Here is a 21,171-nt window from a genome sequence, read left to right on the forward strand (position 1 = left end):
CATTCCCAGTTCAGCGAAGCAGTATCTAATTGTTATCCCGATCACACCGACATCGATAACAGTTACTTGGAGAACGGCAACAGGATGTCGATATCAGGTCTCTGCATTTTGCTAATGTGCATCCGAGCGGTGAATACACATAACGCACGCGATGGGCAATCGCCAACCAACGGCTGACCGGGCTGATCAAGCCGATATAGCTGCTGCCGTTAGCGCCGGTCAGACCGACTTTGTGGCCCGGATGAATTTGTAGCGAGGTATCTTCGAGCAAGAGGCGCACACCGCGCCGTAATGCGAGATGGCTGAACTGCAGCATGGCGGCGATTGTAGCGGTTCTGCGCGCCAGCGCTAGCCGCAATCGGCGTCAGGGTGCGACGCTGGAAAACGTGTCGCAGGCGTCCGGGTCGCCGGTATCGAAACCGGCTTTGAACCAGCGTTTGCGTTGTGCGGATGTGCCGTGGGTAAAACTGTCCGGCGCAACACTGCCGCGCGATTGTCGCTGTAAACGATCATCGCCTATCGCCGTCGCCGCGTTCAGCGCCTCCTCAAGATCACCGTCCTCGAGGATGCCGAACATCTGCTCTGCCCGATTTGCCCATACTCCCGAGAAACAGTCCGCCTGCAGTTCGAGGCGCACGGACAGCTGATTGACCTCGGCCTGATTGCGTCCCTGCTGTTGCAACTCGCGGACCCTGCCGGATACGCCCAGCAGATTCTGCACGTGATGGGCAACTTCGTGAGCCAGTACATAGGCCTGGGCAAAATCACCGGGGGCACCAAAACGGTCTCGCAGATCCTCGAAAAAGCTGAGGTCGATGTAGGCTTTGCGGTCAGCCGGGCAATAAAACGGTCCCATTGCGGCTTGCCCCAGTCCGCAGGCAGAACGGGTGGAACCGGTGAACAGCACCAGCGTTGGAGGCTGGTAGGTTTGCCCACCGCTGTCGAAAATCCGGCTCCAGACCTCTTCCGTGTCGGCCAGTACGACGGCTACCCGGTTGGCGGTCGGGTCGTTTTGCAGGTCGTCCGGCAGCGGTTGCGAAGACTGGCTCGAACTGTTGACCACCTCCAGTCCCTGCATCAGCAAGCTCGGATCAATACCGGTGTAAGCCGCGAACAGGATAACCACAATCGTCCCTATCCCGCCGCCCAGCAATTTGCCGCCACGACTCGCGCCCCGGCGATCTTCTACGTTGGTACTGCGTCTGCGACCTTTCCAGCGCATAACGGTCTCCGGAGCCATCGGTTGCAATTCTGTCGCCGAAGAGTATCACCGGACAGCGCGTAAAATGTCGTGAACAATCGTTACAGCGGGCACGCTTCTTGCGGCCAGCGATGCACGCCTATCGTCCGCCATAGAGTTCGGGGCTCATGCAACCGAGCACTCATGCCCCACGAAAGCTGCAGCAAAAAAAAACGCCCCGCAACAGCGAGGCGTTTGATCTTGCCTTCTGACGTTCGGGTGTCAGCGCGTGCGGCGTCGCGAGAAGCCGATACCGGCCAGTCCAAGACCCAGAAGGGCCAGCGTGCCAGGTTCCGGGACACTGGCGATCGTGATGCTGGTACGCAGCCAGGCACTGTTGTGCATTTCAATGTTGTGATTGTAAGGCGTCCAGATCCATTCGGCATTGCCGCTGATGCCGGACACCGGGCCACCGTTCACAGAGTTCCAGATGTTGTTGCCGCCATTCGCGCCGTAGGAGGTAGCCACTTCCCACGTAGCACCATTGTCGGTACTGACTTCCCACAATGCGGAAGACGAGTTGCTGCTGCCATCCCAGAGGATTTCGGCCAGCAGCGCGGCCGGGTTGTTAGCGCTGCCGGTGCCCGTGTTGCTGACCAACCACGCGAACCAGTGCGTACCAACGCCCAGATCAACGGTAACGCTGTCAGCCGCACGCCAGTTTGCGGAATTGGGTACAGCACCCAATGCCGCCCAGCCGGTGCCACCGAGGCAGTCCGCCGTAGCGCACAGCCCACCGGAATCAGTCACGTTGTCGGCGGTAAAGCTAATTTCAACCGGTATCGCCTGCGCGCTCGCCGCGCCAAATACCAGCGATGAAATTGCGAGTGTTTTGAATATGCCTTTCATTGGATCGTCCCTGCTTTGTGCGAGTGTTATAGGTTACAAAGCAATGATCATGCCGAAGTCATATTATTATTAATATTCAATAGCTTATAATTCTTTCTGTAAGCGGGATATCAGCCAACTGTAAAAGACGCCGACAGCTTCGGTCAGGCGCCAGGGCCACGGGACGCAGCCCTCAATGCAGAAATCAGCACGGCGTTCAGGGGCCACTACTGGCATTGCTATCGCCGTGAGCTGCAGGCCGGAAACAGCGACTGCCCAACCAGCGCTGCACGAGCGGCGCAGGCAACACCCGTCGCGCCGGCCTGCGCCGCCTTGCCCCGGGGCCCCCACTCCGGTGACCTCGGGCGACCGTGGCCTGATGACCCGTGACGCTCCCCTTGTCCGATTGAGCGTACGCGTCTTCCTGCTTAGAGCTGGCTGGTGCCTTCCGCAAATTCGGCCGGCACTATCAGCTCTTCCATGGCCGGCAATACCTGCCGCAGCACCCTTTCGCCGTTCTTGCTTTCCACCAGTCCAACCAGAATGTAGTCACGCCACTGCGAACCGCGCACCATGATCGCGTCCGCGTGCCACTGTTTCCAGGTGCCGGACTTGCGAAACATCTGCGCATCCGGCGCACGTTCTTCAACCTGCGATACGAACTTGTGGTGCAGGTGCGGGTCAGCCAAGTCATCCAGCATCTGCGCCGAACGATCCGGGCTGATCAGTTTTCCTTTAGCCAGCAGGTAAAAAAAGCGACAGACCTGGGTGACCGTAGCACCGTGCGAAATGTTGTACAGCGGATCGCCGACTCGCGGACCATCACTGGCGTAGCGCTTGCCAACCCACAGTCCACCGCCGCGATTTTCATCGTAGAAACCGAATTGGGGATCTTTGAGGACCGTCTGTATCTTGGCCATGCCGACCTGATCGATCAGGCGGGTTGCAGCCGAGTTACTCGATACGCGAATCATATCCGCAAGATCGGCGTGTACCGCATCGGTCTCTGCCAGCGAGCCGTCCTCAAACGAAACATAGGCACCAAGCAGGATGGCGATCTTCGGCAGGCTGGCCGCATACATCATCTGATTGCCATTGACCCGGGCGAACCGCGGCTGCTTTCCGCTCAGATCAACAAGTCCGATGGCCATCTTCTTGGAACGGATCAGGCGCGCCCATTCCGGATTCTCTTTAAGGCGCTTCTCCATGGCCAGCTGCAGCGACGGATCCACCCTCGAATACAGGGGCTGCCATTCCGTTGCAGCGGCGGCGAGCTGGGCCAAGGTCAGCAACAGGACTGCCGGCAAGAAACTCCGTATTCCAGCCCTTGTTCCGCTTTGCCGCAGAACAGGTCTGACGATATGACAGCATCCCGCCAGCTTTAACAGGGCTGCCAGACCGTAACCGACCCGAGTACGCGAGGTGTCAGGGCCTGGCGTGCCCCGGGAAGAAAGCGCGCCGGAGGCCGCCGCGCGATACGCCTTACGCGCCGGGGCTTCGATCGAACAAGCGCCTGAATTGGTTTCTTTTTTCATGATTTGGAATAAGCCGGAAGAAGGACGAACACCACGGACAAGTGGGCCACCAGTGACGCAAGCGGCGTTACCTGCGGTAACACGGATCAGGCCACTGCAACGCAATACTCTGGCAATCGCGAACACCTGCAACGGCGGCATGCGGTTGATCGAAAAGTACTACCGCCCAAAAAACCCGCGCGTAAACCCCTAACAAATCCCCCTTGGTTGTCGGGGTCAAAGCCTGTTGATCGTGCAATTCGCCGACTGTAGCACCCGCAATTGCTGCCGAAAACAGGCGCATTGCAGAGTACCTAAGGCGGGCAGCCGGCGTACCGGACTTAGCAGCCGGTGCGCCGTGGCCCCACGCTCATTCGCTTCTCCCCGCATCCTGGATTTCGACGGCCGTTGCGTCTTCGCGCAGGCTTTGTGTGGAATCGGTGAGAATCGTCTCGTGCAAAGCCGCCGCAATACGCGAGTGGTCCCATGCCGAATTGAATCTCAGGACGTTGGACATCAGTGAAACAATATAGTGCGGGCCTGAATCACCCGCCCCCTCGACGACCGCCACCGAGTTCATCAGGTTACGCACGTTGCCCATGTACTTGTCACAGCGGAAGCCTTCTTCCGGTTTGCACGAATAAAGTGAACCGCTCTTGAAAAAAACCGCAGCGTCACGTAACTCAGGTGCATAGCTGTAGCGGTAACGTCGTTTCGTGAGGTACATGTACTTTTTCATTTCCAGACTCGACCACTCATCGACCAGTCGACCCTGCTCGAGTCGAAACGCCAGGCGTGCCAGCTCTCTTGGCGTGGCAAACGAGATCATGCCTGGCACGATGGCTTTGGAGGTTGTCGTCCAAAACGAGCCTTGCTGAAGATTGGCGGTGTCGATGCCGGCCGCCAGCAATGGCTCGCTGATCACCGATCGGGCAAGGCTGGAAAGAACGCCTTTCGGTGTCTCGCGGAAAAAGCGGTCGTTTTCCTCGTCGCTTCTCGGATAGCTGGAACCGAAGTGGCGAATGAGCATCGCTTCTCGCCAGATGATCGAACCGGCGCCGTTCGCGGATGCGGAAATTGCATGATCAATCCATTCGCTCAGCCGGAAGCGGTCACCCGGTTGAATGACCGAGTAACGGTTGCGTTGTTCCGCATCGCTCCACTTCGGTACTTTGTGAATCTCATTGCTGACCCAATGGCCGGCGGGCGACACCGCATCGCGCAAGATGCGCGCGCGATCCGCGGGGTCCGGGAATGCCTCCGCGAGTGCATAGAACAGGCCGGTCATGCAAAGCAACTTGCCGACGCTGCCGGCATTTTGCTTCAGGTCCGGCCGCAACCCGGCCCAGCGTATCTGCGCCGGATCAGAGAAATTGACAACGACCATGCTGTAGCTCGGGTCTCGAGCTCTGAGATTTCCGGCAAGAAACGCCGCCAGCCCGGGATCCGGCGGCAGCTGGTCGAAATCCGGCCCGTCGTAGCCCAGCAGACCCAGCTGTATGTCCGCCGCACTCCAGAGCTGACCGGGTGCGAGCTTTGGCCCGTTCGGCATTTGCTGTGCGAGACGCTCACCTTCCAGCCGACGAATCCCCGAGGTCAGATCATCAAGCGGGTATGCGTGCGCCGAAGTCGCTGCAGTGACCAAGGCCAAGGCCAGGACCCGGCGCAAAGACTGACTTGACGGGCTCACAGCTGGACCCGTTCATGCAGAGCCACGCTAGCTGACCTGTCGCCGGGCGATGCAATATCCGGCAACAACTGCCGCAGTATCGAATCGGCATCGCGGTTGCCCCGTTCAACCAGAGGCCGGATCTGAAACAGCGTCAACTCACCGTCGACAAACCCGAACTCAATATCCCAGGGACGCGGATGGCCCGCATCGTCAAAAACCGCGGCGTACTTCTCATTGACTTCGACAGCCAATCGCCGCAGCGCATCAATTTCGTTTGCCCGCAGCACCGGGCCCGCTGGCGCAGGTTTCCAGGCAACGCCACCGCTCGCAAGAATTTCGCGCCGGTACGCTGATTTTGCCTCCGAGTAAATTTCACTGCTGTCTTTGTGAATGACAGTCGTTTCTGCCGGCTCCCCGGCCACCGCGCCACCGACGCCCCAGGCCACGGAAGCAGTCAGGGCCGGTACGTCGCGATCGAAGAGATTCGCAGTGACCAGCACGCCCGACTTCGTCGCGGGCACACTTTTCATCAAGAGGACCGAGGCATAAATATGTTCGGGGTTCTCCAGCACGTTGGATCGCCAGGCAAGTGCACGCGGGCTGAAAACAGACGACCAGACGCGCGGAATCGCGTTCAGCTGCGCGTTAAGCCCAACCACATTCGGTATCGTTTCATTCAGTCCCGCACCGGTAAAGCGCGGCAGATCCTCAACGTTCGTATCCGACCTGACGAACACACCGTACGTTCCCGGCTCGCCGAATTCTTTGCGCATCAGTCCGGTCAGTTCAGATCGTACCCGGCCATCGAGATTCAGCGCCGCAATTTCCGCGCGCACGGCAGCGATCGCCTTGTCGAATTCCTCAGTGCCCAGTGCACCGTTTTCTTTGGCGGCAAATAGCTTGCCGATTCGTTCGCCGAGGCTGGCCGCTTGCAGGTGCGCTGCATACACACCAAAGGGAATAGCAATTGCCGGCGCAACCCGGCCGGGAAAGAGGCGATTCAGTTCGCCAAGGTTGGCTGCTTTCGGACCGACCAACCTGCCGGAGAGCTCCCGGCCAAGAGCCGACAACGGCAACAGCTGTACGCCCGACAAATCCGGTAACGGCACTCGGAAACGTTCGGCCGACCGTGCCTGTGCCGTGGGCTGACCGGACAAGAGTCCGGCCGTCGCGGTGTCGGCTGGCCGAAGAATGACATTGCCGTCGTTATCTACAACCAGCACTACCGTGGAGTCCGCAACGGCTCGCAAATACTCGACGGCGTCCTGACCAATGGCGACGTTGGGTATCCCGAAATTTCGCGCCAGCAGCTGCACGTGCGACAGGGGGTTGCCCTCCCCCAGCGTCAAGATCCCGGCGACCGGTGACAACTCCGCGATGGTCTCCGGCAGTAGAACGATATCGCTTGCCTGCAATACAGCCGATTCAATGGCCTGTATTGATTCAAATATCCGCAGTCTGCCGGTCGCTATTCCGCCGTTCAGTGCAACGGCAGATGCAACCGTGCGACCGTTAAACTGCACAACGCTGCCGCGAATGGCATCGAGGTCTCGCGACAGCACTTTGAGCGTGTCCCCCAACAGCCACATCGACGAACCGCGAAGCAGGTCGTCGCTGAAGCGCAATGCGCCCGGTTCGAGCGCTGAGTAGCGCACCAGCGCTTCCGCAAACGTATGTCGAATTGAGCCAACAGCCCAGCCCGGGGCGCGCTTGAGACGAGCTATGATTCGGCGGTAGTCGTCAAGCGCAAGTGCATCCACGCTATCCAACGACAGGCCGGTCAGCAGAGTCGACCGCTCGGTAACGGAAAGCAGACCCGCACCGTACGCGCAATCGACCAGCGCAGCGCTCAGCATCAGGAGATCCGCGCGGGTCATGGACTCACGGCCGTCGATGTCCTGGTACACAACGAAGACTTCGGTATCGAGGTTCTGCATTGCGTCCAGCAACGCCAGTCGTCCCCGCGCAGGCAACGTATGCAGTAGGCTCGACCGGGCCTCGGCAAGCGCGCTGCAAAGTCGCGGGATTTGCTCCCGGGCGGGTAACGCAGATACACCGGCAAGTCCGGCGGCCCAGTTCGAACTGGCACGAGTGTTACGCATCCGCTCAAGTGACAGATCGAGTCGTTCGCGGCGGCCATCACGGCCGTACAAACGTCCCAGATCAGCGACCAACGCGTAGCCTGCCTCAGTCGTCGCTGCCTGCCGCCCCTGATCCAGCCACTGACGTAACCGCGCCGCAATGCCGGGGCCCGGGTCCGAGTGAATCTCCGCACGCCACTGCTCTGCATCGGCATCAAGCTCTGCCAGTTCGATCGCGGCACGGCGAATCCGGCGCGAAAGATCGGTGTCCTCACCGTGCGGGATGACCCGGACCGCTTCCCGTGCCAACAGGAAGTTCTCGCTGACCCAGGACGAATCCTCCAGCAGCCGGAGTAACAGCGCCATGCCCGCCGCTATTTCATCCTCGACTTGCACCCGCCCGCGATAACTCCTCGCACGTCGCAGAACCCAGCCCGCGTCGGTATCGATCAAGTAGCGTTCGAGTGCCAGTTCACGCAGCCTCTCTTGCCGTTCACCGGACTCGAACAGTTCCTCGAAGGTCAGGCCCGCGAACACGGTGCCGACCGACCACCCCATGTCGGCAAGCGCTGTACGCTGGGCTGAATATTCGGCGTGTTGCCGCCCGCCCCCGTGTTCCCGGCAGGCATACGGGACCGGCGCCTGAACCGTTCCATCGTTGCAATACCAGCGAATGCGGCTGTACGGACCACGCGGATTCGCGATCATATCCTGTACAATCGCGCGCGCCGCAGTTACAACAGCAGGGGATGGCGGGTCCAGCGGCGCAGCGCCTGCAACGCTCGTTAACAGCAACAAAGCTGATCGGGCAAGCAACTTCATGAGCATTTCTCCGGGGTCCTCACCATGAGCGCCGGTACCAAACAGGCGGATAACTTTTCCCGATTCGAACGGTTCTTACGGGTATTCGCCGACGTTCAGCCGCGTGAAGGCGTTACCTGCCTCGTACTGGTAGGAAATATATTCCTGATACTCGCTGCATACTATCTCATCAAGCCGGTTCGGGAGGGCTGGCTAGCCGTCACGGACATCGCGGGACTGACGAAACTGGAGGTCAAAGCCTACTCGGCATTCGCACAAAGCATGTTACTCGTGGCCATTTTGCCTACCTACGCGCGGCTGGCGGCGAAATGGTCACGCCGCGATCTTATCCTGCGGGTCGGCGCTGCCTTTGCCTTCGTCCTTATCGGCTTCTGGCTGTCGCAGCCGAACCTGATGTTCACGCGTATCCCCTTCGCGGGCATACTTTTCTACCTGTTTGTCGGGATATTCAGTGTGACGCTGGTCGCACTGTTCTGGGCGTTTTGCGCGGATATTTATGGCGCCCAACGAGGTGCGCGGCTGTTCCCCCTGATCGCCATCGGCGCGGCGCTAGGCTCAACCACGGGGTCATGGCTTGGTGAGAAGTTGGTTCGGCTGCCCTACGTGGAAGCGTTTGACCTGCTCCTCGTAGCCCTGATTCCGTTACTGGTCGCCATGCTGCTGGCTGCCTGGACTGACCGGCGAGGCACTTATGGCGACCCATCGGCGTGGACCAAAGACCGCTGGAATGAGCCGGCCGCTCCGGTCAACGAAGGCCCGTACCACCTGATACTGAAACACCGCTACCTCACCATAACGGCATTGATGATCATGGTATTCACCTGGGTCGTAACCAGTGGTGACAACCTGTTGTTCGGTATCGTGCAGGAGACCATTGGTGGAACACTGGTTGAGCTGCAAAACGATCCGCTCGCCTACAACGTCGCACTGAACGAAGCGACCACGGCGTTCTACGGGGATTTTTATTTCTGGATCAACTTCTCGACGCTGTTCCTGCAAGCGTTCATTGTCTCGAGAATTCTGAGCGCAGGCGGGATGCAGGCACTGTTGTTTACCACGCCATTTGTGTCGCTGGCGGCGTACGCGTCGATGGCATTTGTGCCCATACTCGGGCTCATAAAAGTACTGAAGATTGCCGAGAACTCCAGCGCCTATTCGATCCACAACACAGCCAGACACATGTTGTGGCTGCCAACGACCAAGGAAATGCTCTATCAGGCCAAACCAACGGTCGACACGCTGTTCGTCAGGCTGGGTGACGGCCTGGCCGCAATGACCATATTGATCGGCACACGCGTGTTTGATCTGGACTACATGGGATTCGTAGTTATCAATATCTTGCTGGTACTGGTATGGATAGCGTTAAGCACCTACCTGCACCGGGAGCACAAGCGCTGGAAGAAAATGGCAGTCGTGCCGGATACTGTTGCGGCAGCTGCGCAGGAATCCCGTTAGCCGCTTTGATCTCTGGGGACTCACGTTGTTGAGTGGCGGAGAGGGGGGGATTCGAACCCCCGGTGCGGTATTACCGCACACTCGCTTTCCAGGCGAGCACCTTAAACCACTCAGCCACCTCTCCGAATTTTCTACTTACTGACAGTCAGCACACTCGCTTTGATTCGCGGCGTCCTGCCGCTCACCCTGCGGGCGCCTGCGCTACGCTGCGGCGTCCAAAACGGCTTCCTGCCGCTTTGTCCAGGCGAGCACCTTAAACCACTCAGCCACCTCTCCGAATTTTCTACTTACTGACAGTCAGCACACTCGCTTTGATTCGCGGCGTCCTGCCGCTCACCCTGCGGGCGCCTGCGCTACGCTGCGGCGTCCAAAACGGCTTCCTGCCGCTTTGTCCAGGCGAGCACCTTAAACCACTCAGCCACCTCTCCGAATTTTCTACTTACTGACAGTCAGCACACTCGCTTTGATTCGCGGCTTCCTGCCGCTCACCCTGCGGGCGCCTGCGCTACGGCATCCTGCCATTCACAGAGCGCGTGAGCGCCCACGGCGGCCGGTATTCTAACCGGCTGAGCGCTGTTGTCTATTTATTGGAGGAACTGGTGCTTAAGGTCGGCGGCGCGTCCAGGCAGGTTCCTGGCGGTGGCGGCGCTTGTGGGGATGCCTTGGGCACAGTCAACTCGCGGTTCGCGGCCAGGGCGTCGAGTCCTTCCGGTACTTCAATGCGGTTACCGGGAACAGCGCTCTGGTACAACTGTTGCTCGTCACATTCGACCGTAGCCGTGCCGCCGCAAGCGCTGAGCAGCACGGTGGCGGCCAGAGTCGCCGTTATCAGAGTCTGCTGTTTCATGACGCCGCCTTCAGTGCAATTCCTGCCGTGTTCATCGCATTAATCATCTGTTCGTGATACCGCTCGCTGAATGGCGTCAATGGTAAGCGAATATGCGCTTCAATGAGACCCATTTCTGCAAGCGCCCATTTGACCGGAATGGGATTCGACTCGACGAACAGCGCAGTGTTCAATGGTTGCAGCGTTGCATCCAGTGCCCTCGCCGCCTCAAGCTCACCATTGCTCGCCAGCCGGCACAGCGTTGCCAGCGCTGCTGGCGCGAGGTTACCGCTCACGGTGACGACACCGTGACCGCCCACTTCGATGAAATCGCACACCGTGAAGTCGTCGCCGCTGAACAGCCGAAAACTATCGGGTACGAGAGCCTTGATATCCTTCAGGCGCTGCACACTCCCCGTGGCTTCTTTGATACCAAATATCTTTGGGTGTGCCGCAAGACGCGCAACGGTCTCGGGCAGAATGTCGGTTACCGTGCGGCCCGGCACGTTGTACAACATGATCGGCTTGTCGACCTGCTCCGCGATCGTCACGAAATGCTGGTAGATGCCTTCCTGCACCGGTTTGTTGTAATACGGCGCCACCATCAGGTAGGCATCGATACCGCACTCCGCGACTTCGAGCGACAGGTCTATAGTCTGCGATGTCGAATTGGAACCCGTACCCGCGATCACCGGCATGCGCCCCGCCACCATGTCGACCACGTTTTTGATCAACTCGGCGTGTTCGCCCTTCAGCAAAGTAGCCGACTCACCGGTCGTACCGGCGACGACCAGACCATTGCTCCCGGCGGCCACATGAAATTCAACCAGACGTTCAACAGCGCCATAGTCGACACGGTTACGCGAATCAAACGGAGTGACCAGCGCCACCAGACTGCCTTCGAACACAATATCTCCTCGCCACGACAAAGGCGGCGATGTTACTGTTCACCCCCGGTGCTGGCAAGCGAGCATCGTCTTGCCTCAGCGGCACCCGAGAAACTCAGTAAAAATCGAGAAAAATGTCACAACTTATTGTTTTATCCGCGATTGGTACCGATCGCGCCGGTGTAGTCAACGACCTCACCAAAGTGATCCTGGATTGTGGCGGCAACATTGAAGAAAGCCGCATGGCGGCGCTGGGTACCGAGTTTGCGATGTTGCTGCTGGTGTCCGGAAACTGGCACACGCTGAGCAAGCTTGAATCGAGTCTCGACAAACTCAGCAAAGACCGCGATCTGACGATCAATATCAAGAAGACCGGCGTTCGCAAGCGCAGCGAAGAAAGCATGCCCTACGCCGTTGATGTCGTCGCTCTGGACCAGCCTGGCATCGTGTTTCAGCTGTCGCATTTTTTCGCCAGTCGGAACATCGAGATCGCCGACCTCGCAACCCGCAGCTACCCCGCCGCGCACACCGGCTCACCGATGTTCGCCGTGCAGATGAGCGTCAATGTCCCGGGCTCAGTCCACCTGTCCCAGCTGCGCGACGAGTTCATGGAAATCTGCGACCAGCTGAACCTCGACGGCCTGATCGAGCCGGTCAAAGCCTGACCGGCCGCGCCTAACCGCTACCCAGGAGATAACATGCCTGCACCACGCCTCAACCGCGTTGTTGCCGACTTCAAGTGTCCGGCAACCGGCGCACAAACCATCCAACTCAAAGCACTGCGCGGCAAAAAAGTCGTGCTGTATTTCTATCCGAAAGATGCGACCCCCGGCTGCACCACCGAGGGACAGGACTTTCGCGACCTGTACGCTAAATTCAAGCGCCAGAATTGCGTCATTCTGGGCGCTTCCCGCGACAGCATCGCCTCGCACGAGAAGTTCAAGGCCAAACAAGAGTTTCCGTTCGATCTGCTGTCAGATGAGGACGAGAGCTTGTGTAAGGCTTTCGATGTCATCCGCGAGAAAAACCTGTATGGCCGCAAGTACATGGGCATCGAGCGCAGCACCTTTCTCATCGACGAGGACGGCAAATTGCGCGCGGAATGGCGCAAGGTCAAAGTCAAAGGACACGCTGCAGAAGTACTGGCTGCCGCCAAGAATTGTTAACCCACTTTCCTCTTATTTATCAGAGGATTATAAAGCTTCTACCGAGGTGGAACGGCAAAACTCCGCTTGGCAGCGCACAGCAGGCGGGTATTATCGGGAACGCGGCTGGCATCGCGGAGTCCGAAGAGCTGATGCCAACCACTTTACCCGGGTGATCCACGAGTGAGAAAAACAGTGACCTGCCACGTTCGCCTGCTCATCGCGTTGCTGACTATCGGCAGCTCGACGATGTTGTCGGCGGCCGAGATCAATTTGCCGAACATCGGCAGCCCGGCAGATGCCGTACTCTCGAAATCCAACGAAGCGCAAATTGGTGCAGCGATCATGGCCCAGTTGCGGGCCAGCGGTCAGGTTATCGAAGACCCCATCCTGACCGAATACATTAATGAAATCGGTCATCGAATTGCCGCGCAAGCCAACGATGGCGAACAGAAGTTCACCTTTTTCGTGGTGGACGATCCCAACATTAACGCCTTCGCCTTACCCGGCGGCTACATAGGCGTGCATACCGGCCTCTTGCAGGCAACCCGCAGTGAAGACGAACTTGCCGGCGTGCTTGCCCACGAAGTCGCACACGTTACGCAACGCCACATCGCGCGCGCCATTCACGCGAATCAGCGACAAAGCATTCTCAGCACGGCCATCATGTTAGGCGCTGTATTGGTCGGCGCGGCGGGCGGCAGTGGCGACGCCGTTCAGGGCGCAATTGCCGTCGCCCAGGGTACCGCCGTACAACAGCAGATCGACTTCACGCGCAGCAATGAGTACGAGGCTGACCGGGTTGGCATGGAAGCGCTCGCGAAAGCGGGCTTCAATCCGGAAGGTATGGCCTCCTTCTTTGAAGTGATCTCGCGCGACACCCGTCCGGTAGAATACCGTTTGCCGGAATTCCTGCGCACTCACCCGGTCAGCAGCGCGCGTATCGCAGAGGCTCGCAGTCGCGCCAGAGACTACCCGCCGGTGGCCAGCAGCAACAGCCGCAGCTACGGCATTGCCCGGGCACGCACTGAGGTCGAGAGTTTTGAGCGCGCCGATCAGGCAATCGCTCGCTTCGAGTTGCAGGAATACAGCAAACAATCGGCAGCCGACAAATACGGCCGTGCCCTCGCCTACATGCGGGCAGGACGTTACCGGGAGGCTGAGCCCATCTTCGAGGAACTCGCCAGTCGCGATCAGGACGTCATCCCCTACCACATAGGTCTGGGTCAGGCGCAACTCGCACTGGAAGACATTGACGGCGCCTCGGCCACGTTCGAGCGGGCCCTCAACCTGTTTCCGCGCAACGTGCCGTTGGTCGTACATTACGCCGAAGCATTGCTGCGGCTCGGCCAGCCGGCCGAAGCGCACCGACTGTTGCTGGACCTGCTCAATAACGTGCCGCCGACCCCGGAACAGGTGCGACTGATCGCCCGTGCCGCCGACGAAGCAGGCGACAGCGCGGAAGCGCACTATTACATGGCCGAATATCGTTTTATGATTGGCGACCTGGTGGGTGGTGTTGGCTTTTTGCGGCAGGCACTTGCATTGCCCGAGTTGCAGGAAATTCAGCGCATACGTTTCGAGGCGCGCATCGATCGAATTCAGGAATACATGTCCGAAGAACAACTCCAACAGTTGCGACGTAGCCGCGTACCCGGCGCAGTCCGCCGCCCGGCAGCCTACACGCATTAAGCAGACAATGGCGCTGGCCGTCTGCGTCACAGGACCCAAACCCAATGCCCCACCGATACACTGCGGTACTGCTATTGATCGTTACCCTGGCGTTGAGCGCGTGCGCAAGTAATGGCTCTGCCAAAGCAGGGGCGGCCGGCGCGGCAAGTGACCCCTGGGAAACCGTGAACCGCAAGACGGATGCGTTCAACACTGCCGTCGACAAGGCCACCCTGAAGCCACTGGCGAAAGGTTATCGGAAGATCATGCCGGACCTTGCGCGGCGGGGTATCAGCAACTTCTTTGACAACCTGGGCACGCCAGCTGTGGCGCTGAACAACTTCCTGCAAGGCAAAGGTCGTGATGGTTTCGTCGATATCGGACGATTCCTGATGAACAGCACGGTGGGTATCGGCGGACTCATCGATGTCGGCACGGAATTCGGACTGACTGAACACGACGAAGACTTCGGCCAAACACTGGCGGTCTGGGGCGTCGGCGACGGCCCTTACGTCGTCATTCCATTCTTTGGGCCCAGCACCTTGCGCGATGCACTGGCCCGGCCGGTCGACATACTCAGTGGCCCGCTGCACTACTACGAGAACTCGTCAGTGCGCGACAAATTGCGCGTGCTGCAGGCAATTGACTTGCGAACCCGTCTCTTGACCGCCGAGCGCTTCCTCGAGGATTCGAACGACCGTTACATCACGTTGCGGGAATCGTACTTGCAGAATCGCAATTACAAAATCTATGACGGCGACCCGCCAATGGACGACGACTTTTACGACGACATTTATGACGACATGCTGGACGAAGAGCCTTAATTCAGTCGTCTTCGTCGTTGGGGGCCTCGATGAAGCCCGACCAACGCTCTCCTCGCTTCAGCAAGCCATCCACTTCAGTCGTACGCGCGATAGCCGTGATTTTATCCGGCGTGTTGAGAAACCGAATTTCACGCACGGTGTGGTTGGCCCAGGTGATCCACTCAAGCAATAATGCAAGGCCCGCCGAATCCGTCTTGTCGACCCCCTGCAGATCGACCTCGATCCGCGTGTGCTCGTCGAACAATGCTTCACTGGCACGCAGTATCTGGTCAGCCGAGCGAAAACCCATTTCGCCGGAGAGCGCAAAGCGACCTTCGCCCAGGTCCGCCAACTTGAAATTACTCATGACGCGTCGTTTGCTGCCGCTTCAGCCTCGAGGCGTTCTATAACCGCTTCCAGGCCTTTCTCGTTGATCTCCGAATTCATCTCGGCACGAAAGTTTCTTACGTAGGAAATACCTTCAATCGTAACGTCAAACATCAACCATTTGCCGTCACGGTTAACCAATGCATAGTTGACCGGAACCCGCGTGCCATCGTCGAGCGTGACGAACGTCCGCACCGTCGTGCGCTTGTCATCGTCGCCGCCGCGGTACGGCAGAATTTCGATCTTCGATTGATCAAATTCAAGCACGCCATCCGCGTAGCGGTGCAGCAAGGCGCGGTAAAATGCATCAACAAATCGCTTGCGCTGAGCAGCGCTGGCGGTACGCCAGGTACGCCCCAGAACCAGTTGTGCTGCGTAGTCGCGATCGAAACGCGGCAGCAATATGTCGTCAATCATCTGGTATAACGCGGCGCGATTCTGACGAAATTCATCCTTGCGGCCATCGATACGTTGCGCCAACGTGTCCGCTGCTCCTTCAATAAGGTCGGTCGGCGACTGTGCATGCGCATTGAGCGCAAAAACCGCGAACAGTATCGTTACCAGGTATTTTTTGATCTTCATATCGTAAGCCTTACTCATTGCTGCCCGCACTGAACAAATACTTGCTGATCAGGTTCTCCAGAACCACGGCGGACTGCGTGAATTGAATTTCGCTACCGTCTTCAAGATACATATCCGAGCCACCCGGTTGCAGTCCGATGTACTGACTGCCCAGGAGGCCCGCAGTAAGAATGCTGGCGTCCGAATCTTCCGGGATCATGCTGTAACGCTGATCAATCACGAAAGTCACTTCAGCGTTTAATTGTTCGGGATCAAAACGTACCCCGGTTACCCGCCCGATAGTGACGCCGGACATTGCGACCGGTGCACGGTTCTTCAGGCTCCCTACGTTTTCAAAGCGCGCGGTTACCTCATAGGTGTTTTCGCCGGAAAACGCGTCCGTGCCCGTGGTCTGAGTCGTGAGAAAAAACAGCGCACCCATGCCCAGCAGAACAAACAGGCCGGTGCCAAGCTCAACGGAACGTGTCTGTTGCATTGTTATTCCTTACATCGCAATTGCGGTAATCATGAAATCAAGGATCAGGACGGTTATTGCCGTAATGACCACTGTCCGTGTAGTGGCGCGGCCAACCCCTTCCGCGGTGGGAATCGCATTATAGCCCTCCCATACCGCGAACAGACTGGCGGCAATGCCAAATACAAAACTCTTGATGATGCCCTCGTAGACATCACCGGGGCTCACGGAGTTCTGTATTTGTTGCCAGAAGGCGCCGGCATCGACGCCCAGCAGGTTAACGCCGACCACGTGTGCGCCAAACAAGCCCACCATCGTAAACACGGCGGTCAGCAGTGGCATTGAAATCACCCCACCGAGAAAGCGCGGCACCAGGACCCGTCGTACCGGATTGATCGCCATCATTTCCATGGCCGAAAGCTGATCGGTCGCTCGCATCAGGCCAATTTCCGATGCCAGCGAGGTGCCTGCACGGCCAGCAAACAGCAATGCGGTAATGACCGGGCCCAGCTCCTTCAATAACGAGAAAGCCGCGAAGGTGCCGACAGAATCTTCCGCATTGAAGCGGGCCAGATTCGAATAGCCCTGCAAGCCGAGAACACCGCCAACGAACAAGCCACAGACCATGATAATGACCAATGACAATGCGCCGGTGTTGTAGACCTGCTGGACAACCAGCCTGAAGCGTCGCACGAAGACCGTTGGCGAATTGCGCACCAGTTGCAAAAAGAATAACTGCAATGCGCCAAACGTACGCAGAAATTCTAAGAACGTGTAATAGATTTCTCGGAACATGTTCTATACCGCCGGGCCGTTGAGCGTCACTCGGTATCCCGCCCAAGCAGTTGCTCGGCGTAGTTGGGCGCCGAATAGTGGAACGCTACAGGACCGTCAGCCATCCCGTGCATGAATTGCCGGACCAGTTCCGAGGACGTCTGATTCAGTTCAGCAGGACTGCCTGATGCGGCGACCTGACCGTCGGAAATCAGGTAACTGATATCCGCCACCGTCGACACCTCCTGTACGTCGTGGCTTACGATGATGCTGGAAATGCCAAGCGCATCGTTCATTTTTCGTACCAGTCGAACGATGACCCCCATGGATATCGGGTCCAGTCCCACAAACGGCTCGTCGTAAATCAGGATCTCCGGGTCCATGACCATGGCGCGCGCCAGGGCAACCCGCCGCGCCATGCCGCCGGACATCTCTGAGGGCATCATGTCCGCTGCCCCGCGCAAGCCCACCGCATGCAACTTGGTCAGGACAATGTGCCGGATCAAACGATTGGTCAGCCGCGTATGTTCGCGCAACGGAAAGGCGACGTTCTCAAACACTGACAGGTCGGTCAGCAGCGCACCGTTCTGGAACAGCATGCCGAAACGCTTGCGCAGCTTGAACAGCTCCCGTTCTTTGAGATGGGAAATATCCACGCCGTCCACGAGCACACAACCGCGGTCCGGAACCAGTTGCCGCGTTATCAAACGCAGCAACGTGGTCTTGCCGGTGCCGCTGGGTCCCATGACCGCAGTGACCTTGCCAGGAGCAATCGTGATATTCAGATTCTTGAATATCTGCTTTTGCCCGCGGGAGTAATCGAGATCGCGAATCTCGATTAAGGCGTCAGTGTTTTTATCCATGTCGGTTTCGACTTGCGCGGCATTCGCCGCCCGGCGGTCTCAGGCTGCCGCTTCCATGCTGCTGTCGTATTTTCCAAGGTGTGCGAGGCTGTTCAGCTTCGCGCGCTTGATCAAGGCGTCCTGACCGGCTTTGTAGTTTTCTTCCTTGCCGCGCCAGGCGTCCAGCGCCGGAGCCTGCAACGCGCGACCGTACGAGAAAGACAACTCCCACGGCAGGTCGCCTGCCGCGTTCATCAGGCTCAGGTGTTCGGTCGCCTCTTCCGCTGTCTGGCCGCCTGACAGGAACGCAATGCCTGGGACGCTGGCCGGTACGTGGGCTTTCAGGCAACGCAAGGTCGCCTCGGCCACTTCCTGAGTCCCGGCGCGATTACTCGCTTCGGTACCGGAAATAACCATGTTCGGCTTCAGGATTATGCCCTCGAGCGCCACCTTGTGAGCCGCCAACTCCGCGAACAGCGCTTGCAGCGCAGCCGATGTCACCTCTGCACAACGACCGATGCTGTGATCACCGTCCATCAGCACTTCAGGTTCTACGATCGGCACGATGTTCGCTTCCTGGCACAGAGCCGCGTAGCGAGCCAGCGCATGTGCATTGGCCTGCAAGCAAAATTCGCTCGGCAGACCTTTGCCAATGGTGATGACCGCACGCCACTTGGCGAAGCGGGCACCCAGCTTGTAGTACTCTTCGAGCCGGCCGCGCAGACCATCAAGGCCTTCTGTGATGGTTTCGCCGGGGAAACCCGCCAGCGGCTTGGCGCCCATGTCGACCTTGATGCCGGGGATCATGCCGAGATCGGCCATGTACTTCGCGAACGGCACGCCATCACTGGTTGCCTGACGCAAGGTCTCGTCATACATGATTACGCCACCAATGTATTTCTCGACGCCCGGCGTCGTAATCAGCATTTCGCGATAGCGACGACGGCTTTCCTCGGTGGATTCAGTATCAATCGTGTCGAATCGCTTCTTGATCGTGGGCGAGCTTTCGTCGGCCGCCAGAATACCTTTGCCATCGGCGACCATCGCCTTCGCCACTACGTTCAATTGCTTGAGAACCATGCCACCGTCTCCAAATTCCAGTTTGCTGATGTGAATGTGAGCAGGGGCATTGGTCTGCGGCCCCTTTGCGACGGCGTAGCATAGCAAATATCGGTGGCAGGCAATGCCTGTAAGGCTTGTTGTCCGGGCTGGTCTCTGCCTGCAAATAGGACTAAAATAGTCCGCTTTCAGCTTTGAGGTGATTTCGTGCTGCGAATCAGCAAACTGACCGACTACGGTACCGTTGTTCTGGGCCATCTCGCGCACAGCGAAACGGCACTGGTCAGCTCGGCCGATATTGCCGCAGCCACCGGGCTCGGCCTGGCGACCGTGAGTAAGATATTGAAATCATTAAATAAAGCGGAGCTTGTCGTGTCCAGCCGCGGTGCCCAGGGGGGCTACCGGCTGGCCCGCGAGCCGGGTTCAATCAGCGCCGCGGATGTCATCGATGCGCTGGAGGGCCCCGTGTCCATTACAGAGTGCAGCGGCCATGAAAGCCATTGCGAACTTGAGGCGGTATGCAGCGTTGGCGGCGCCTGGCAGCGCGTCAATGTCGCCATTCGCCGTGCTCTCGACGATATCAGTCTCGCGGACCTGGTCCGCGCCAATGCGCCGCTCCCCCAATTCAAATTTGCCGGCATGCCCGTCAATGTCGAACGGAAAGAGAAATAATGTCTACTGAATCGCAGGACATCGAGTCCTTCGTCAATCGCCGCTATCAACACGGTTTCATTACCGACATTGATACCGACAGCCTCCCACCCGGTCTGAACGAAGACGTCGTACGGGCCATATCCGCACGCAAGCAGGAACCCGAGTTCATGCTGGAATGGCGGCTCAAAGCCTACCGCCACTGGCTAACCATGAAAGAGCCGGAATGGGCACATGTGCACTATCCGCCGATCGACTATCAGGAAATTTCCTACTTTTCCGCACCCAAGTCTGAAGCGGACAAGCCACAGAGCCTCGACGACGTCGATCCGAAGCTGCTCGAGACCTACGACAAGCTCGGCATACCGTTGCACGAACGCGCGCGCCTTGCGGGTGTTGCCGTCGATGCCGTGTTTGACAGTGTGTCCGTCGCCACAACGTTCAAGTCGAAGCTGGCCGAAGCCGGGGTAATCTTCTGCTCGTTCTCCGAAGCGGCCCGCAATCATCCGGAACTGGTCAAAAAGTATCTGGGCACCGTTGTCCCCTACCGGGATAACTTTTTTGCGACGCTGAACTCGGCGGTATTCAGCGACGGCTCGTTTGTTTACATTCCGAAGGGTGTCCGTTGTCCTATGGAACTGTCGACTTACTTCCGCATCAATGCTGCCAATACCGGCCAGTTCGAAAGGACGCTGATTATCGCCGAAGAAGGCAGCCACGTGAGCTACCTCGAAGGCTGCACCGCGCCAATGCGCGATGAGAACCAGCTGCACGCGGCGGTTGTCGAGCTCGTTGCATTGAAGGACGCGGAGATCAAATACTCAACCGTCCAGAACTGGTACCCGGGCGATGAAGACGGCAAAGGCGGCATTTATAACTTTGTCACCAAACGCGGTGATTGCCGCGGCGACAACTCCAAAATTTCCTGGACACAAGTTGAAACCGGCTCTGCGATTACCTGGAAGTACCCGAGCTGCATACTGCGCGGCGAGAATTCCGTTGGCGAGTTTTACTCGGTCGCGGTTGCCAACAATATGCAGCAGGCCGATACCGGCACAAAGATGATTCACATTGGGCGTAACAGCCGCAGCACGATCGTCTCCAAAGGTATTTCGGCCGGCCGCGCACAGAATGCCTACCGCGGCCTGGTAAAGATTATGCCGCAGGCGGAGAACGCCAGAAATCATACCCAGTGCGATTCACTGTTGATCGGAAAAGAATGCGGTGCGCATACATTTCCGTACATGGAAATCCGCAATCCGAGCGCAAAAGTCGAGCATGAAGCAACGACCTCGAAGATCTCGGAGAATCAACTGTTCTATTGCCGACAACGCGGTATATCGGAAGAAGACGCGGTCAACATGATCGTCAATGGCTTCTGCAAGGAAGTGTTCAAGGAATTGCCCATGGAGTTTGCCGTCGAAGCGCAGGCGTTGTTGAACGTCAGCCTCGAAGGCGCCGTTGGTTAGTCAGGAAGA

The 21,171-nt window shown here is 58.3% G+C and carries 20 protein-coding genes and 1 tRNA gene; 7 read left to right on the forward strand and 14 right to left on the reverse strand.

The window, feature by feature from the left end:
* Positions 1-364: 364 nt before the first annotated feature.
* From ypfJ to BA177_RS10495, 5 genes are all read right to left on the reverse strand, one after another.
* Positions 365-1,222, reverse strand: coding sequence for a KPN_02809 family neutral zinc metallopeptidase (gene ypfJ / locus BA177_RS10470; RefSeq protein ID WP_068619206.1), 858 nt, complete (start codon positions 1,220-1,222; stop codon positions 365-367).
* Between the two features lie 240 nt (positions 1,223-1,462).
* Positions 1,463-2,089 carry a PEP-CTERM sorting domain-containing protein gene (locus BA177_RS18900; RefSeq protein ID WP_068616039.1) on the reverse strand — a complete coding sequence of 209 codons (627 nt, stop codon included), beginning with the start codon at positions 2,087-2,089 and terminating at the stop codon, positions 1,463-1,465.
* Between the two features lie 407 nt (positions 2,090-2,496).
* Positions 2,497-3,375, reverse strand: a complete 879-nt coding sequence (locus BA177_RS10480; protein WP_197492980.1) for a serine hydrolase — start codon at positions 3,373-3,375, stop codon at positions 2,497-2,499.
* Between the two features lie 577 nt (positions 3,376-3,952).
* Positions 3,953-5,272, reverse strand: a complete 1,320-nt coding sequence (locus BA177_RS10490) for a serine hydrolase (RefSeq protein WP_156762784.1) — start codon at positions 5,270-5,272, stop codon at positions 3,953-3,955.
* A complete protein-coding gene (locus BA177_RS10495; protein ID WP_068616046.1) occupies positions 5,269-8,157 on the reverse strand; it encodes a PEP/pyruvate-binding domain-containing protein in 2,889 nt (962 codons plus the stop codon). The genes BA177_RS10490 and BA177_RS10495 overlap by 4 nt, the downstream gene beginning before the upstream one ends.
* 24 nt (positions 8,158-8,181) lie before the next feature.
* On the opposite strand from BA177_RS10495, the gene BA177_RS10500 reads away from it, so the two are divergent.
* On the forward strand, positions 8,182-9,612 hold the full coding sequence (locus BA177_RS10500; protein ID WP_068616048.1) for an NTP/NDP exchange transporter: 1,431 nt from the start codon (positions 8,182-8,184) through the stop codon (positions 9,610-9,612).
* A gap of 33 nt (positions 9,613-9,645) precedes the next feature.
* On the opposite strand, the gene BA177_RS10505 is transcribed toward BA177_RS10500, so the two are convergent.
* The 3 genes from BA177_RS10505 to dapA form a co-directional block, all read right to left on the reverse strand.
* A tRNA-Ser gene (locus tag BA177_RS10505) sits at positions 9,646-9,736 on the reverse strand.
* Positions 9,737-10,192: 456 nt separating this feature from the next.
* Complete coding sequence (locus BA177_RS10510; protein ID WP_068616051.1) at positions 10,193-10,459, reverse strand: hypothetical protein; 267 nt, start codon at positions 10,457-10,459, stop codon at positions 10,193-10,195.
* The gene (dapA, locus tag BA177_RS10515) at positions 10,456-11,346 is read right to left on the reverse strand and encodes a 4-hydroxy-tetrahydrodipicolinate synthase (RefSeq protein ID WP_068616053.1); all 891 of its coding nucleotides are present in this window, start codon (positions 11,344-11,346) and stop codon (positions 10,456-10,458) included. The genes BA177_RS10510 and dapA overlap by 4 nt, the downstream gene beginning before the upstream one ends.
* 113 nt (positions 11,347-11,459) lie before the next feature.
* On the opposite strand from dapA, the gene BA177_RS10520 reads away from it, so the two are divergent.
* The 4 genes from BA177_RS10520 to BA177_RS10535 all read left to right on the forward strand — a co-directional run bounded on the left by BA177_RS10520 (position 11,460) and on the right by BA177_RS10535 (position 14,965).
* On the forward strand, positions 11,460-11,990 hold the full coding sequence (locus tag BA177_RS10520) for a glycine cleavage system protein R (protein WP_068616055.1): 531 nt from the start codon (positions 11,460-11,462) through the stop codon (positions 11,988-11,990).
* A gap of 33 nt (positions 11,991-12,023) precedes the next feature.
* Positions 12,024-12,491 carry a peroxiredoxin gene (locus tag BA177_RS10525; protein WP_068616057.1) on the forward strand — a complete coding sequence of 156 codons (468 nt, stop codon included), beginning with the start codon at positions 12,024-12,026 and terminating at the stop codon, positions 12,489-12,491.
* Positions 12,492-12,653: 162 nt separating this feature from the next.
* A complete protein-coding gene (locus BA177_RS10530; protein ID WP_156762785.1) occupies positions 12,654-14,162 on the forward strand; it encodes a beta-barrel assembly-enhancing protease in 1,509 nt (502 codons plus the stop codon).
* A 44-nt stretch (positions 14,163-14,206) separates the two neighbouring features.
* A complete protein-coding gene (locus BA177_RS10535) occupies positions 14,207-14,965 on the forward strand; it encodes an MlaA family lipoprotein (protein WP_068616062.1) in 759 nt (252 codons plus the stop codon).
* Position 14,966: 1 nt separating this feature from the next.
* Here BA177_RS10535 and BA177_RS10540 read toward each other — a convergent pair whose 3' ends face one another.
* Genes BA177_RS10540 through BA177_RS10565 form a run of 6 tightly spaced genes read right to left on the reverse strand, consistent with a single transcriptional unit; the run spans position 14,967 to position 19,063 of the window.
* Entirely contained in the window at positions 14,967-15,311 is a 345-nt protein-coding gene (locus BA177_RS10540) for an STAS domain-containing protein (protein ID WP_068616064.1), read from the reverse strand.
* On the reverse strand, positions 15,308-15,913 hold the full coding sequence (locus tag BA177_RS10545) for an MlaC/ttg2D family ABC transporter substrate-binding protein (RefSeq protein ID WP_068619209.1): 606 nt from the start codon (positions 15,911-15,913) through the stop codon (positions 15,308-15,310). Before BA177_RS10545 ends, BA177_RS10540 begins: the two co-directional genes overlap by 4 nt.
* A gap of 10 nt (positions 15,914-15,923) precedes the next feature.
* On the reverse strand, positions 15,924-16,388 hold the full coding sequence (mlaD, locus tag BA177_RS10550) for an outer membrane lipid asymmetry maintenance protein MlaD (RefSeq protein ID WP_068616066.1): 465 nt from the start codon (positions 16,386-16,388) through the stop codon (positions 15,924-15,926).
* A 9-nt stretch (positions 16,389-16,397) separates the two neighbouring features.
* The gene (gene mlaE / locus BA177_RS10555) at positions 16,398-17,162 is read right to left on the reverse strand and encodes a lipid asymmetry maintenance ABC transporter permease subunit MlaE (RefSeq protein WP_068616068.1); all 765 of its coding nucleotides are present in this window, start codon (positions 17,160-17,162) and stop codon (positions 16,398-16,400) included.
* Between the two features lie 26 nt (positions 17,163-17,188).
* Positions 17,189-18,004: an ABC transporter ATP-binding protein gene (locus BA177_RS10560; RefSeq protein WP_068616070.1), complete on the reverse strand. Its 816-nt coding sequence runs from the start codon at positions 18,002-18,004 to the stop codon at positions 17,189-17,191.
* 39 nt (positions 18,005-18,043) lie between these two features.
* Positions 18,044-19,063 (reverse strand): class I fructose-bisphosphate aldolase, encoded by a 1,020-nt coding sequence (locus BA177_RS10565; RefSeq protein WP_068619210.1) that lies wholly within the window; start codon positions 19,061-19,063, stop codon positions 18,044-18,046.
* A gap of 186 nt (positions 19,064-19,249) precedes the next feature.
* On the opposite strand from BA177_RS10565, the gene BA177_RS10570 reads away from it, so the two are divergent.
* Both BA177_RS10570 and sufB read left to right on the forward strand, forming a co-directional pair.
* Positions 19,250-19,714 carry an SUF system Fe-S cluster assembly regulator gene (locus tag BA177_RS10570; RefSeq protein ID WP_068616072.1) on the forward strand — a complete coding sequence of 155 codons (465 nt, stop codon included), beginning with the start codon at positions 19,250-19,252 and terminating at the stop codon, positions 19,712-19,714.
* On the forward strand, positions 19,714-21,162 hold the full coding sequence (gene sufB / locus BA177_RS10575) for a Fe-S cluster assembly protein SufB (RefSeq protein WP_068616074.1): 1,449 nt from the start codon (positions 19,714-19,716) through the stop codon (positions 21,160-21,162). The genes BA177_RS10570 and sufB overlap by 1 nt, the downstream gene beginning before the upstream one ends.
* The last annotated feature ends 9 nt before the right edge of the window (positions 21,163-21,171 follow it).

Origin of the sequence: Woeseia oceani (assembly GCF_001677435.1) — a bacterium.
GTDB classification, from domain to species: Bacteria; Pseudomonadota; Gammaproteobacteria; order Steroidobacterales; family Woeseiaceae; genus Woeseia; species Woeseia oceani.